The sequence below is a fragment of the Alphaproteobacteria bacterium genome, assembly GCA_017308135.1.
GTDB lineage: Bacteria > Pseudomonadota > Alphaproteobacteria > CACIAM-22H2 > CACIAM-22H2 > Tagaea.
In genome coordinates this window covers 551,742-563,535 of record JAFKFM010000007.1, presented here as the reverse complement: position 1 = coordinate 563,535, position 11,794 = coordinate 551,742, and the positions used below count along the sequence as shown (strand labels likewise).

14 protein-coding genes are annotated in these 11,794 nt (G+C 65.2%); 8 read left to right on the top strand and 6 right to left on the bottom strand.

Features of this window, described 5'->3' with window-relative positions; genetic code table 11:
• Positions 1 to 2: 2 nt before the first annotated feature.
• Positions 3 to 1,130 (bottom strand): amidohydrolase/deacetylase family metallohydrolase, encoded by a 1,128-nt coding sequence (locus J0H39_07180; GenBank protein ID MBN9496520.1) that lies wholly within the window; start codon positions 1,128 to 1,130, stop codon positions 3 to 5.
• A 337-nt stretch (positions 1,131 to 1,467) separates the two neighbouring features.
• On the opposite strand from J0H39_07180, the gene J0H39_07175 reads away from it, so the two are divergent.
• Positions 1,468 to 2,070, top strand: a complete 603-nt coding sequence (locus J0H39_07175) for a superoxide dismutase (GenBank protein MBN9496519.1) — start codon at positions 1,468 to 1,470, stop codon at positions 2,068 to 2,070.
• On the opposite strand, the gene J0H39_07170 is transcribed toward J0H39_07175, so the two are convergent.
• Complete coding sequence (locus J0H39_07170; GenBank protein ID MBN9496518.1) at positions 2,040 to 2,309, bottom strand: hypothetical protein; 270 nt, start codon at positions 2,307 to 2,309, stop codon at positions 2,040 to 2,042. The genes J0H39_07175 and J0H39_07170 overlap by 31 nt on opposite strands.
• Positions 2,306 to 2,650 carry a ribbon-helix-helix domain-containing protein gene (locus tag J0H39_07165; GenBank protein MBN9496517.1) on the bottom strand — a complete coding sequence of 115 codons (345 nt, stop codon included), beginning with the start codon at positions 2,648 to 2,650 and terminating at the stop codon, positions 2,306 to 2,308. Before J0H39_07165 ends, J0H39_07170 begins: the two co-directional genes overlap by 4 nt.
• Before the next feature lie 183 nt (positions 2,651 to 2,833).
• On the opposite strand from J0H39_07165, the gene J0H39_07160 reads away from it, so the two are divergent.
• A complete protein-coding gene (locus J0H39_07160; protein ID MBN9496516.1) occupies positions 2,834 to 3,883 on the top strand; it encodes a hypothetical protein in 1,050 nt (349 codons plus the stop codon).
• Between the two features lie 77 nt (positions 3,884 to 3,960).
• Positions 3,961 to 4,821 (top strand): hypothetical protein, encoded by an 861-nt coding sequence (locus tag J0H39_07155; GenBank protein MBN9496515.1) that lies wholly within the window; start codon positions 3,961 to 3,963, stop codon positions 4,819 to 4,821.
• A gap of 39 nt (positions 4,822 to 4,860) precedes the next feature.
• On the opposite strand, the gene J0H39_07150 is transcribed toward J0H39_07155, so the two are convergent.
• Together J0H39_07150 and J0H39_07145 are read right to left on the bottom strand one after the other, a co-directional pair.
• Positions 4,861 to 5,271 carry a DUF3830 family protein gene (locus tag J0H39_07150; protein MBN9496514.1) on the bottom strand — a complete coding sequence of 137 codons (411 nt, stop codon included), beginning with the start codon at positions 5,269 to 5,271 and terminating at the stop codon, positions 4,861 to 4,863.
• 33 nt (positions 5,272 to 5,304) lie between these two features.
• A complete protein-coding gene (locus J0H39_07145) occupies positions 5,305 to 6,210 on the bottom strand; it encodes a LysR family transcriptional regulator (protein MBN9496513.1) in 906 nt (301 codons plus the stop codon).
• 134 nt (positions 6,211 to 6,344) lie between these two features.
• Here J0H39_07145 and J0H39_07140 point away from each other — a divergent pair, with 134 nt between their 5' ends.
• The 5 genes from J0H39_07140 to J0H39_07120 are packed head-to-tail and all read left to right on the top strand — an operon-like array spanning position 6,345 to position 11,157.
• Positions 6,345 to 7,115, top strand: a complete 771-nt coding sequence (locus J0H39_07140) for a cysteine hydrolase (protein ID MBN9496512.1) — start codon at positions 6,345 to 6,347, stop codon at positions 7,113 to 7,115.
• Entirely contained in the window at positions 7,112 to 8,137 is a 1,026-nt protein-coding gene (locus J0H39_07135) for an ABC transporter substrate-binding protein (GenBank protein MBN9496511.1), read from the top strand. The genes J0H39_07140 and J0H39_07135 overlap by 4 nt, the downstream gene beginning before the upstream one ends.
• Positions 8,138 to 8,142: 5 nt before the next feature.
• Positions 8,143 to 8,934, top strand: coding sequence for an SDR family oxidoreductase (locus tag J0H39_07130; protein ID MBN9496510.1), 792 nt, complete (start codon positions 8,143 to 8,145; stop codon positions 8,932 to 8,934).
• 19 nt (positions 8,935 to 8,953) lie between these two features.
• Positions 8,954 to 10,387, top strand: a complete 1,434-nt coding sequence (gene allB, locus J0H39_07125; GenBank protein ID MBN9496509.1) for an allantoinase AllB — start codon at positions 8,954 to 8,956, stop codon at positions 10,385 to 10,387.
• Entirely contained in the window at positions 10,387 to 11,157 is a 771-nt protein-coding gene (locus J0H39_07120; GenBank protein ID MBN9496508.1) for an alpha/beta hydrolase, read from the top strand. Before allB ends, J0H39_07120 begins: the two co-directional genes overlap by 1 nt.
• Here J0H39_07120 and J0H39_07115 read toward each other — a convergent pair.
• On the bottom strand, positions 11,154 to 11,726 hold the full coding sequence (locus J0H39_07115) for a TMEM165/GDT1 family protein (protein ID MBN9496507.1): 573 nt from the start codon (positions 11,724 to 11,726) through the stop codon (positions 11,154 to 11,156). The genes J0H39_07120 and J0H39_07115 overlap by 4 nt on opposite strands.
• Positions 11,727 to 11,794: the final 68 nt, after the last annotated feature.

The window sequence follows — 11,794 nt, the reverse complement described above, 5'->3', positions numbered from 1 at the left end:
CGTCAGTCGCGCCACCAGCGCCCGCCCAGCACGATCCCCTTGCAGCGCAAATGCTCGCTGCCTTCGCGGATTTCGCCCAGAACGTCGGGGAACGCGAACTTGCCCTTCTCAATATCGAGGATCGTCGCGTCGCCCAGCGTGCCGGGCGTCAACGTGCCGCGATCGGTTTTGCGCACGGCGCGCGCGGGATTGATCGTCGAGGCGCGGATCACCTCGACCAAAGGCATCCCGATCGCCAGGAACTTCGACATGGTCACGAGCTGGTCGAAAGCCGGACCGTTCTCCGACAACACATGCACGTCGGAGGAGATCACATCCGGCGAGAACCCTTGGCGCATCATCGCCACGGCGGTTTCGTAACCGAACGAGCCGCCGCCGTGACCGATATCGAAAATGACGCCGCGCTCGCGCGCCGCGCGCACATCGTCCTGCACGCGGCCGTCGCCGGTGATCGGCGCGTTCGGAAACGGCCGGTAGCAATGGGTCAGGATGTCGCCCTTGCGCAAGCGCGGCATCACTTCGCTGCGATAAGGCGGCGGATGGTCGAGATGCGCCATCACCGGCACGCCCAGATGATCGGCGACTTCCAACCCCATATCGAGCGGCGCCAGACCGGACTCGCCCGACGCCGATTTGCCCACGCGCACTTTGATGCCGACGATGAGGTCGAGGTTTTCGCGCCCGACATCGCGGCACGCGCGCGGATGCAGTAGGCGCAAATCCTCGCATTCGCCGACCATCACATGGGGGCTGAACGCGAAAATGCCGGGATAAGAGATGTTCATGAAGGGCAGAATGCGCACATCGGCGCGCCGGATAATGTGCTCGCGGAATCCCGGCAGATTGCCGGGGCCCGCGGTGCCCGCATCGATCAATGTCGTGCAGCCCGCCCGGCGCGCGTAGGAATCCGGATCGACGCCGATCGAAGTACCGCCCCAATAAACATGCGTATGCAGGTCGATCAAACCGGGCGTGACGATCTTGCCCGAGACGTCGCGCGTATCCGCCGCCTCGCCCAAATTCGATCCGACCGCCGCGACGCGCCCGTCTTTGAACGCGACGTCACTGACCGCATCGATCCCTTGCGCCGGATCGATAACCCGACCGCCTTTAAGCACCAAATCGAACATCGCCACACCCCCCGATTACCGGCCTCACGGCTCTTTTCCGAACCGAGGCTAGCCCATCGGTGAAAATTCTTCGAGCGGTCCGGATCGATCCTCAACGTCAAACATGCTCCGAAGCGAGGGACACCACGTCGCTCGGATGCGGGCCACAGAAAGACGGATTACGGATTCCGGACATTCCTCGCGCCGGATTCGACCGGCGCGGCGTAACGCGGAAATCCGAAAACACGTAGTTCCCGTAAGGTTGACAGGCTGCGGCAAGGGGTAAAATAGTGCGCGCCGGATCGACCCGGCTCGACATCGCGGGCATCCGACATCATCCGTACGAAGGAGCGACAACATGGCTTTCGAACTTCCCGCATTGGATTTCGCGCAGACCGCATTGGCCGAACGCGGCATGTGCCAGGAAACCCTGGAACTGCATCACGGCAAGCATCACCAGACCTACATCACCGCGCTGAACGGCCTGGTGGAGAAGAACGCGGCGCTGCAAAGCAAGTCGCTCGAGGAACTCGTGAAGATGTCGGCCGCCGACGCGGCGCTGACGCCGGTGTTCAACAACGCCGGCCAGCATTGGAACCATTCGTTCTTCTGGAAGTCGCTGTCGCCCAAGGGCGGCGCGATGCCGGGCAAGCTGAAGGCGAAGATCGAAGCCGATTTCGGCTCGGTCGAAGCGTTCAAGGATTCGTTCAAGACCGCCGCGACCACGCAGTTCGGTTCGGGCTGGGCGTGGCTCGTTCTCGGCGCGGACGGCAAGTTGAAGACGACGAAGTCGGGCAATGCCGGCACGCCGATCGCCACCGGCGAAGGCAAGCCGCTGCTGGTCATCGACGTCTGGGAACACGCCTACTACGTCGATTTCCGCAACCGCCGGCCGGATTTCACGACCAACTTCCTCGACAAGCTCGCCAACTACGAGTTCGCGGAGGCCAATCTCGGCTGAATCACGGCGGCGGCGGGCGCGCTATCCCGGCACAAGGGGACTTGTTCCGGGTAGTCCACATTATAGACCCGCAAGCGCGTTCCGCCGCCTTCGCCGCCACTCGTCGTCGCCGGCATCGACGACAACAAGGCGGCGATCTCCGCCGCCGTCGGCGGACCGCCCGGCCCGCGCACGACCAGCGTCAGGCTGCGCGCGGCGGAAAATCGATCCCGTCGATTCATCGTGATGGCGCCGGTCATCGTTTGCGCTCCGGCCGGCCCTGCGGCAGCACGACGCGCTGTGCGTACCAGCTCAACACCGCGCAGCGCACCTTCGACGAGAAATTCGCGTCGTCCGACAGGCCTTGGCGCAGTTCCGAAAGGAAGCGCGACATGGTCACGCCTTCGATTCGGCACATATCGCGCAGTGCGGCCTGGAATTCCGCTTCCAGGCGCAGGCTGGTACGCCCGCCCTCCGTGCCGATCTTGTAGGACCGCGGCGAGGGCCGCGATTTGCGCCCCTTCGCCCGCGCATGGGGGCCGAGCGGCAGGGAAATCGCCGAATTCGCGGGGACGGTGACGGGGATTGTGGTCGTTTCCATGGGTCGGTCTCGCCTTTCTCGTCTCCGGCCACCGCCCCACCCCAGGCCCCCCGAGGGAAATCGGGGAGCACTAGGCCGGAACGCCGTGCCGCGCTATTGTATGCCGGCCTGGGACGACCGGACTGTTCGACGGAAATCCTAGGCGTCCGGCACCCGCAGTTCTGCGGGTATGGAGAAAATTGTATGCCGAACGTGCGCGAACGATTTTTGGAGGCTTTGTCCCGGCGGCGGATCCGCCTGGCCCATGCCGCGCGCATCTGCGGGACCAGTTCCGACACGTTCGAGCGTTTGAGCGCCGGCCTGACCCGCAAGGTCAACGCCGATTGGCTGCAAGCCATCGCCGCGTCGCTGCCGATCACCGATCGTATGGCTTTCTTGCGCGAAGTCGTACTCACGCCCGATATGAAATCGACCGAACGCCTGGCCGGCGTGGAATCGGGCTGGATATCGGACGAAGGCGAATTCCTGTCCGCCCCCGACGGCTTGGTCGAGGAAGCGCGCCGCCGCCTGGGCACGCCGGGCGAAGGCTATGGCGATGTACGCGCCTTCGTGGCGCGCGGCTTCGGCTGGGCGGGGATCGAGCCCGTCGGCCATGACGGCATGCGCGTGACCTTCGACCGCATGGCGCTGACCGGTGCGGCGGCCGTGGCGCTCGAAGACGCGATCCATGCGAGCCGCGCGCGCTTCGCGCTGGTGGGTATGGGTGAGCCGAACGCGCCGCTGCAGAAATTCGAGACGCGCGAATTCGGCGCCGTCGTCGCGCGCATTATCCGCGCGCGCACGCCCATCCCCAAAGGCTGGGTCGATATGCGCATGCCCTATGGCGAGTTGAAGCCCGAGTTGCGTTCGGTGCTCGACAGCGGTGCCGCCGGCGACATGGCGCATTATTTCGTCGAGATGTTGAAGGGCGGCACCACGTCGCTATTCAAGATCGTCGACGGCGAAGCGGTGTGCCTGCATATTGGCTCGCGCTTCAACGTGCCCACGCGCCGCTGGATCGGCGCACGCGTGCTCGACCGCACGCAGCTCGTCCCCTACGCCGCGATGATCGACCGTCACGCGCGCGAAGCGGCCGAACGCGCCCAACCCGAAGCGCAGGTGCTGCGCGTCGACTTCGGCACGCACTGGACCGCCTATCAAAAGTTAATTTTGCCGTTCCGGCTCGACGACGCTACCTTCGTAGCGACAACGTCCGTCGTGCTCGAAGAAAGTTCGTCGCGCCCGCCGAATTGACGCGCGTCGCCCCTCCGGTCGTCGCGGGAATCGTGTTCAATGGCTACCTCCCCTTTTCGTTCCCGGAGGTACAAGCCATGAAATTCCTCGACGTCTTCCAACGCCCGGAAAAATCCGTTCTCGACCCCAAGATCGCCTTCACGCGCTGGATGCAGCTCGGCGCGTGGTTCGAAGCGCATGGCTACGACATCGACGTGAGCCACCGCCTCGACGACGTGCGCCGCTTCTGGGAAAAGCTGCCCGACGACAAGCGCGCGAAGGTGCGCATGCCGCCCGCGCAGGACAGCCGATTCCACAATCCCGCCGAAGCCGACGTGATCGTGTTCACCGCGTCGCGGCCCGACGAAGGTCCGGTCGCGACGATCGGCATGCGCCGCGTGTGGCTCGAACGTTCGCTCGCCGAAATGATGACCGATCTTTCCTTCTGGTACGGCGACCAGGCGCAGGCGATGGCGGGCGAAGGCCGCACTTGCGCGGTGTCCGCGCCCGCGGCTTACGAGCTTGAATCCTCGCATCTGGGCTGGTTCGGCGGCGGCATCAACGTGTCGAAGGACACGAAAATCTACAAGGCGCTGGCACGCGCGGCGTTGTTCTACGTCGCCACGCATTGGCAGATCAAAGCGGTCGCGGCGATCGTCGAAGGCTCGACCTTCCGCCTGCACGGTTTCGATTGGTACGGCTTCACGCGCTGCGAATTGGGCGTGTGGCGCGACCAGAACGAATTCCTGCTGGCCAGCATGTCGCGCCGCGAACTCATCGCCGCCGCGGCGATGCCGGGCTTCTGCGAAGCGGAAACACCGTTGAAGGGCTTCCTGCGCGATCAGTCGCGCGGACTGCTGCCGGCGTCGCTGCGCGCCTTGCCGGCGTTGACCTCGCCCGTTCCGCCGCCGTCGGCGAATTTCGCGTTGGAAACCGCCGAACCCGGCATGGTCGCCTGAACCGAAGGGGGCGGGCCGAACAAGCCCGCCCCTTTTCGCCTACGCCGCTTCGATCGAAATCGGCTGCGCGCCTTCCCACAGCACTTTCTTGCCGAGGGTGGCGAGGTTTTCGATCCCGTCGGTGATGGTCATGAAATGATTGCCGGCGAGCTGGCCCATCTTGCTGGCGAATTGCACGCCGCCATAGGCGACGATGATTTCGGTTTCGCTGATCCCGCCCGGATAAAGCAGGAACTGCCCCGGCGCGGGATAGCTCGTGTGATTCTCGTAGCCCAAACCGAAATCGAAATCGCCGAGCGGGATCCAGCAGCCTTCGCCGCTCCAGCGCACATGGATCAGCTTCTGGCGATAGGGCAGCAATGTGCGGAATTTCGCGACCGTCTTGGGTGCGGCATCCTCGAATTTCGCGCCGAAGACGAAACCGCCGGCGGTGATCTTCAACTTCTCCATACGCTGCCTCTCTCCAATTCTTGAGCGATCATCTTAGAACGTTCCGAGCTGTTCGGCGAACATCTCGGCGAACGAAGCCGCCGCGACCGGCAAATTGCGCCCGCGCAACTGGCCGAGGATCAGATCGGCGGGGGGCGCGTCGCGCTCGTCGATCGGGCGCGCGACGATCCCGTCCGTCGCCTTGGCGCGCGTTTTGACCACGCCGGCCTCGATCTGGAACGAAATCACGCCGGTATAGCGCACGCAGCCGCGCAACATTTCGAACGAATTCGATTCCACGGCGGGTGCGATCCGGATGCCCGCACGGCCCGCGAATTCCTCCAGCAACACGCGGGCCCCCAGCGGGCGCTCGGGCAGCGCCATGGGGTAACGCACGCAATCGCGCAGGCGCAGCGGCCCCTTGCCCGCCAGCGCGTGGCGTTCGGGCAGCAGCGCCACCAGCTTCTGCGGCAGGCGCTTCAACACATGCAGGACACCCGCCGCCGGGGCCGGGCGATAGACCAGCACCAGATCCACCCGATAATCCGCCAAGGCCGCGACCGCCGCCTCGCGGTCCAGCACCTCGACATGGAACGAGATTTTTGGATGCTTCTCGGTGAAGCGCGCGATCGCCTGGGGCAGCAGATGCGGGGCCGCCGCCTGGCTGCATGAAATGCGCACCGCCCCGCGCCGCACGCCGCGCATATCCTCGATCTGCGAAGCCAAACGCTGCGCCTCGGCGTTTTGCGCGCGGGCATAGGCGAGGAACATCTCCCCCGCCGTCGTCAGTCCCACGCCGCGCGCGCGCCGCTCGAACAACGGGGCGCCCAGCTCCTGCTCCAAATCCTGGATGCGCCGGACCAGCGCCGAGCCGGTGATATTCGCCCGCTCGGCGGCTTTGCGGAACGAGCCGGTTCGCGCCACCGCGTCGAAATATGACAATATCCGCTGATACTTCATTGGGCAGGCCTTCGCTTCCGGCGGGTCACGGCGCCCAAACGCCGGGCAGCGCCAAGGGGGCGTGTACTTTTTCGAACCGCTTTCCTTCGAAAGCGACAGTTTTTGGAAGCAATAACCGCGCCTAGGCTTTCCCCATGGAAAGCGAGAAACGGCGCAATGTGACGAGCTTCGTGCGGGAGGCCCCCGCCCCGCGCCGCGCGTTGATCGAGACCGATCCGCAGCCCATCGAAATCGATCTCGCGCGCACCGCTTTGCTGGTCGTCGATATGCAGAACGACTTTCTGCACGACGAGGGCTGGTTCGCCGCTTCCGGCATCGATCCCGCGCCGGTGCGCCGCGCGATCGGCCCGGTCAAGGCGCTGACGACCGCCGCGCGCAGCGGCGGCGTGCCGGTCTTCTGGGTGAATTGGGGCGTGCGCCCCGACGCCGCCAACCTGCCCGCCTTCGCGTTGGAGCGCGCGCGCAACGGCGGCGAACACCCAACCTATGGCGATCCTGCGATCTCGGGCAAGGGCCGCACGCTGGTCGCCGACGATTGGGGGGCCGCGAATATCGACGAGTTGCCGATCGAACAAGGCGACGTGCTGGTCAATAAGCACCGCCTGTCGGGGTTCTGGGACAACGAGCTCGATTCGATTTTGCGCCGCCGCCAGATCACCACGCTGGTCTTCGCCGGCATCAACACCGATCGCTGCGTGTTCGCCACGCTGAGCGACGCGACCTATCTCGGCTACGACGTCGTTCTGGCGCTGGACGCGTGCGCCACGACGTCGCCGCAATACGTCGCCGACGCGATCCCCTTCCTCGTGCGCCTGCTTTACGGCGCGGTCGCCGGCAACCCCGCGATCGCGCGCGCCTTCACGTCCGATATCGACAAGAAACCCCAAACAGGAGAGTCCGCATGAAATTGCGTTATCTCGCCGCCGCGATCCTCGCGCTGGCCGGTGCGGCGTTGTCGGCTCCGGCCGACGCGCAGACCAAGCTCAAAATGGTGCTGAACTGGAAGTATCAAGGCCCGCAGGGCTACTTCTTCCTGGCGCAGGATCGCGGTTATTTCGCGCGCGAAGGCCTGGAGGTGACGATGGACCCGGGGACGGGTTCCGGTGCGCCGATCCCGCTGATCGCGTCGGGCGCTTACGATGTCGGCTTCGGCGACATGAATGCGCTGATCGATTTCGCGACCCAAAAGCCCGACGTGGCGCCCATCGCCGTCTATGCGATGTTCAACCAGCCGCCCTTCACCATCGCGGTCAAGTCGGGCTCGCCGATCAAGACGGCGAAGGATTTGGAAGGCAAGACGCTGGGCGGCCCCGCCAATGACGGCGCGCTCAAGCTGTTCCCCGCCTTCTGCACATTGGCGAAGATCGACTGTGCGGGCGTGAAGCTCACCAACATCCAGCCCAATCTGCGCGAGCAATTGCTGATGCAAGGCCAGTTCGACGGCGCCTTCGGCTTCGTCAACACGATCCGCTTTTCGGCCAAGCTGATCGGCATCGATGCGGACAAGGAACTGCGCTTCATCAAGTTCGGCGATTTCGGGATGGATCTCTACTCGAACGTCATCATGGTGTCGCAGAAGCTCGCCAAGGAAAATCCGCAAGCGGTGCGCGGGCTTCTGAAGGCGATCAACCAGGGCGTCGTCGACGCGCTGAAGGACCCGACCGCCGCGGTCGCCGCCGTCGCCAAGCGCGACCAGCTGATCGATTTGAAGATCGAACGCGAACGCTTCGACGCCACGATCTTGGACGAGATGAACCATCCCGAAATCGCGAAGATCGGGCTGGGCGACGTGGACGACGCGCGCCTCAAAGCGTCGATCGACATTCTGGCGATGGCCTTCGACCTCAAAACCAAGCCGCCGGTGGAACAGGTCTTCAACCGTTCCTTCCTGCCGCCGCGCGCCGACCGTCCTTCGTCGATGAAGTGAGCCAGATGGACCTCCAGCTCCAAGGCAAGATCGTTCTCATCACCGGTCCCGCCAAAGGGATGGGGGCCGCCATCACCGCCGCGTTCGCGGCCGAGGGGTGCGACCTCGCCCTTCTCGGCCGCGACGTCGCGGCCATCGAACCCGTCGCGCAAGAAGCGCGCGCGGCGGGCCGCAAAGTCCAAGTCGAAGCCTGCGACCTGACCGATTCCGCGGCCGTCGAACGCGCGGTCGGCGCCTGCCTTTCGACCTTCGGGCGGATCGACGTGCTGGTGAATGTCGCCGGCGGTTCCGGCCCGATCGGCAAGACGGGCGTCGAGACCACGGTCGAGGAATTCGACGAGATCGTCACCCTCAACATGAATGGCTGCTTCCACACGATCCATGCCGTGGCGCCGGCGATGATCAAGCAGCGCTACGGCAAGATCGTGAATGTCGGCGGCACGTTCGGCATGCGCGGGCGCGCCGGGCGTCTTGCCTATTCCGCGTCGAAATGGGGCCTGCGCGGCATCACCAAAAGCTTCGCGCTGGAGCTGGGGCCCTACAACATCAACGTCAACAACGTCGCCCCCGGCATGGTGGATGGGCCGCGCTTCCGCGAAAAGGTCTGCGCGGAAATGGCGCGGCGCCTGAACATCACGCCCGAAGAAGCCGCGCAACGCCACGCCGCCGATTACGCGCTGCGCCGCGTGACGATCGACGCCGACGTCGCCAATGCTTGCCTGTTCATGGCGAGCGACGCGTCGCGCCAGATCACCGGCGTCGATCTGCCGGTCGATGGCGGCTGGGCCGCGCTCTAAAACGAACGAGGAAACGACAATGACCGTCACCGCCGATATCGTCTTGCGCAACGGCACGCTCGTCTATCCGGACGGCGTGCGCGACGGCAGCCTTGCCATCAAGGACGGCAAGATCTTCGCCATCGGCGACGATGCGGCGATGCCGCAAGCCAAGGAAACGCTCGACGCGACCGGCATGCATATCCTGCCCGGCGCCATCGACGCGCATGTCCATTTCCGCGAGCCCGGCTATACGCATAAGGAAGATTGGCAGACGGGCACGGCCGCCGCCGCGATGGGCGGTGTCACGACCGTATTCGAAATGCCCAACGTCAATCCGCCGACGGCGGGCAAGGTCGAGCTTGCGCAAAAACACGCGCTCGCCGCCGCCAAGGCGCATGTCGATTACGGGCTTTACGGCCTGCTGGGCGAGGAAAACCTCGCCAATCTGGAAGATCTGGTCGCGGGCGGCGTGATCGGTTTCAAATGCTTCATGGGCAACACTTTCGGCAATCTGCCCGCCCCGTCGACCGGCGCGATGCTGGAAGGCTTCGAGATCGTGGCGCGCCACGGCAAGCGCATTTCGCTGCATGCCGAAACCGCATCGATCATGGCGCGCCGCCAGAATCATTTGCAGGCGGCGGGTCGCAACGATCCTTTGGCGCATCTGGCCGCCCGCCCCGCCGTCGTCGCGATCGAAGCGGTCAGCCGTGCCGCGATCCTCGCCGAATGGACGGGGGCACGCATTCATGTGCTGCACATCTCCTCGGCCGAGGAACTCAAGCCTTTGCGCGAAGCCAAGGCGCGCGGCGTGGACGTGACCGGCGAGACCTGCCCGCAATATCTGCTGCTGGGGGCCGAGGATTACGGCCGCTTGGGCGGGCGTATCCGCGTCAACCCGCCGGTGCGCGAGGCGCGCAACCAAGGCCCGATCTGGGAAGCGCTGAAGGACGGCACGATCGACATGATCGCGACCGACCATGCGCCCCATGTGCCCGAGGAGAAGACGCGTCCCGCGATTTGGGATTGCGATTGCGGCTTCCCCGGCGTGGAAACGCAGATGTCGCTGATGCTGACGGAAGTGAACGCGGGGCGCATGTCGATCAGCGACTATGTCCGCTGGACGTCCTACAACCCGGCGCGCGCCTGGGGCCTGTTCCCCAGGAAGGGCATCCTCCGCGCCGGCGCCGATGCCGATATCGTGCTGGTCGATCTGCGCCGCTCGTCGATGATCTGCGACGCCGATCTGCAATCGCGCGCCAAGATTACGCCGTGGAACGGCCGCGCCGTACGCGGCGTGCCGGTCCACACGCTGGTGCGCGGGCGCTTCGTGGTGCGCGACCGTCAGTTAATCGCGGATACGAAAGGCTGGGGCCAATCGGTCCACGCGATCCAGGAAATGCCGCCGGCCAAGCCCCGCCATGTCGACCAAACGACGGCGGCGATCGTGCGTCCCCCGCTGGCGGCGCAATAATGCTGTCCGTCGCGGTCGACGGCCGGAAAATCGTCTACGAGCAATCGGGCGCTGGATCGCGGCCCGTAATTTTCGTCCATGGCGGGTTCGGCTCGTCGTCAGTGCTGTGGCGCGAGACGATGGCGCGCTTGCCCGCGACGCACACGGGCTACGCGATCAACAATTTCGTCTGGTCGGATGCGCCGCCGGACGGGTATTCGGTCCAGGCATTCGCGCGGCGGGTCGTCAATTTCGCCGCCGCGCTGGGTCTGGAGAAGCCCGTGCTGGTCGGGCATTCGATGGGCGGCGTGGTCTGCCAGCTTGCCGCCCTCGCCGCACCCGACAGAATCGGCGGGCTCGTGCTGATCGGCACGGGCGCTTCGGTGCGCGGGCACGGTCTGGCGCGCGGGCTGCTCGCGGAAATGGAACGCGACGGCGTGAACCCGGCGCAGATCCGCAAGACCAGTGAACACTGGTTCGCGACCGCACCGCGCGATTTCTTCGAACGCTATGTCGACGCGGCCGTGCTCGCCCCCGGCCAAGCCATCGTCGACGTGCAGCGCAGCCTGATCGAAACCGATCTCGAGGATCGCTTGAAAGAAATCGCCTGCCCTGCCTTGATCGTCCACGGGCGGCTCGACGGCGGGCGCACGGTCGATCACGCCGAAACGCTCCATCGCGGGATCAAGGACAGCGAATTGCTGATCCTCGACCAATGCGGCCATTCGCCGATGGTGGAAGCGCCCGCCGCCTTCGACGAACGCTTCCACGCATTTCTCGCGCGCGTTTAGAACAACTCGAAATCCGACAGCAGCGTGGCGAGGCCCAGCGCCAGGAACAGCGCCGCCGCGACGCGATGCACGAATTTGGTCGGAATCTTCGTCGCGAATTTGTCGGCGAGGAACACGGCCGGCACGTCCGCGATCAGCATGCCGAGCGTCGTGCCTGCGACCACCGCGACCGCCTGTGCGTAATGCGCGGCCAGCGCCACGGTCGCGATCTGCGTTTTGTCGCCGATCTCGGCGATGAAGAAGGTCACGAAGGTCGTACCGAACACGCCGATCTGGCGCGCGATCTTCGTTTCCTCTTCTTCGATGCTGTCGGGGATCAGCGTCCATACCGCCATGGCGATGAACGAGAGGCCCAGCACCCAACGCAGGATATCCCCGCCCAAAGCTTCGGCGATCCAAGCGCCGACCGCGCCCGCGATGGCGTGGTTGAGCACGGTCGCGGCGACGATGCCCGCGACGATCGGCCAGGGTTTCTTGAACCGCGCGGCGAGGAGAAAGGCGAGCAGCTGCGTCTTGTCACCGATTTCCGCGAGGGCGACGGCGCTGGTCGAGACGAGAAAGGCTTCCACTGATTACGCTCCCACGGCCAGACGCAACGCGACCTTGCGCTTTCCCCGGCCGTACCGGCAAAGCGAAG

What these genes read in the sequence shown, in the direction of transcription:
- J0H39_07180 (MBN9496520.1), bottom strand. Translation starts at nt 1,130, where the DNA reads ATGTTCGATTTGGTGCTTAAAGGCGGTCGGGTTATCGATCCGGCGCAA.
- J0H39_07175 (MBN9496519.1), top strand. Translation starts at nt 1,468, where the DNA reads ATGGCTTTCGAACTTCCCGCATTGGATTTCGCGCAGACCGCATTGGCC.
- J0H39_07170 (MBN9496518.1), bottom strand. Translation starts at nt 2,309, where the DNA reads ATGACCGGCGCCATCACGATGAATCGACGGGATCGATTTTCCGCCGCG.
- J0H39_07165 (MBN9496517.1), bottom strand. Translation starts at nt 2,650, where the DNA reads ATGGAAACGACCACAATCCCCGTCACCGTCCCCGCGAATTCGGCGATT.
- J0H39_07160 (MBN9496516.1), top strand. Translation starts at nt 2,834, where the DNA reads ATGCCGAACGTGCGCGAACGATTTTTGGAGGCTTTGTCCCGGCGGCGG.
- J0H39_07155 (MBN9496515.1), top strand. Translation starts at nt 3,961, where the DNA reads ATGAAATTCCTCGACGTCTTCCAACGCCCGGAAAAATCCGTTCTCGAC.
- J0H39_07150 (MBN9496514.1), bottom strand. Translation starts at nt 5,271, where the DNA reads ATGGAGAAGTTGAAGATCACCGCCGGCGGTTTCGTCTTCGGCGCGAAA.
- J0H39_07145 (MBN9496513.1), bottom strand. Translation starts at nt 6,210, where the DNA reads ATGAAGTATCAGCGGATATTGTCATATTTCGACGCGGTGGCGCGAACC.
- J0H39_07140 (MBN9496512.1), top strand. Translation starts at nt 6,345, where the DNA reads ATGGAAAGCGAGAAACGGCGCAATGTGACGAGCTTCGTGCGGGAGGCC.
- J0H39_07135 (MBN9496511.1), top strand. Translation starts at nt 7,112, where the DNA reads ATGAAATTGCGTTATCTCGCCGCCGCGATCCTCGCGCTGGCCGGTGCG.
- J0H39_07130 (MBN9496510.1), top strand. Translation starts at nt 8,143, where the DNA reads ATGGACCTCCAGCTCCAAGGCAAGATCGTTCTCATCACCGGTCCCGCC.
- allB (MBN9496509.1), top strand. Translation starts at nt 8,954, where the DNA reads ATGACCGTCACCGCCGATATCGTCTTGCGCAACGGCACGCTCGTCTAT.
- J0H39_07120 (MBN9496508.1), top strand. Translation starts at nt 10,387, where the DNA reads ATGCTGTCCGTCGCGGTCGACGGCCGGAAAATCGTCTACGAGCAATCG.